This window comes from Streptomyces sp. NPDC012935 (assembly GCF_042900345.1).
Lineage (GTDB): Bacteria > Actinomycetota > Actinomycetes > Streptomycetales > Streptomycetaceae > Streptomyces.
Genome location: NZ_JBIBBC010000124.1, coordinates 1 through 1,053, shown reverse-complemented (window position 1 = coordinate 1,053; position 1,053 = coordinate 1). Strand labels below are relative to the sequence as shown.

Genomic DNA, 1,053 nt, shown 5'->3' with positions numbered 1-1,053 from the left:
GACCGTCAGCCGGTACACCGTCCAGCCGTCCTGCGGGCGGGCGCCCAGGGACTCGTAGAAGGCGATCGACGGGGCGTTCCAGTCGAGGACCGACCACTCCAGGCGCTGGTAGCCGCGCTCCACGCACAGCCGGGCCAGCTCGCTGAGCAGGGCCTTGCCGTGGCCGGCGCCCCGGGCGGCGGGGCGGACGTACAGGTCCTCCAGGTAGACGCCGTGCACCCCGCGCCAGGTGGAGAAGTTCAGGAACCACAGCGCGCAGCCGACGGTCTCGCCGGTGTCGTCGTCGGCCGCGATGTGCGCGTACACGGCGGGGCGCTCGCCGAACAGGGCCTCGTGCAGCTGCTCCGGGGTCGCCCTGGCCTCGTGCGGCACCTTCTCGTAGGCGGCGAGCTCACGGATCAGGGTGTGCAGGGCGGGGACGTCGGCGGGGGTGGCGGTGCGAATCATGGTCGGAGGCTAACCGCCCGCCGCGCGCAGCCGCGCGGCGATCTCGAACAGGTGCTCGTCGAGGGGGCGGCCGTCCTCGACGTCCCACAGGCAGTTCTGCAGCAGACGGCCGTACGTCCAGGCCAGCGCGCGGGCCCGGTCCAGGCCGAGGACGTCGGTCATGGCGTCGAAGCGCCACACGACGTCGTCGGCGTCGAAGCGGTTGTCCAGGGCGGGCCACAGCTCGAATCCGGGGTCGCCGGCGAGCGGCTTGGGGTCGATCGCCAGCCAGGGGGCGCGTGCGGAGGCGAGGACGTTCCCCTCGTGCAGGTCCCAGTGGAGCAGGCGGTCGCCGGGCTCGTCGGCGACCTCCCGTACGGCGGCGGCGCAGTCGGCGAGCAGGCGGCGGGCTCGCGGGTCAGTGACCCGGTCCAGGGCGCGGGGGGTGCGCTCCAGCATGCCGTGCGCGATGTCGCCGAGGCGGCGCAGGCCCGGCGGAGCGGTGAACGACGTCAGATGGGCGAGGAGACCGGCGATGGCCAGCACGGAGCCGTGGGCGTCCAGGGCCGCGAGGGAGCGGGTGGGGTCGAGGCGTTCGAGGAGCATCGTGCCGGTGGCCGGGTCGTG

At 74.4% G+C, this 1,053-nt stretch carries 2 protein-coding genes; both read right to left on the bottom strand.

Annotation, left to right across the window (positions count from 1 at the left end; genetic code table 11):
* Positions 1-447, bottom strand: a 447-nt coding sequence (locus tag ACFY5C_RS42040; RefSeq protein WP_389455386.1) for a GNAT family N-acetyltransferase, incomplete at its 3' end; no start/stop codon positions are given.
* Positions 448-456: 9 nt separating this feature from the next.
* Positions 457-1,053 (bottom strand): aminoglycoside phosphotransferase family protein (locus ACFY5C_RS42035; RefSeq protein WP_389455384.1); only part of this gene is annotated, 597 nt, incomplete at its 5' end.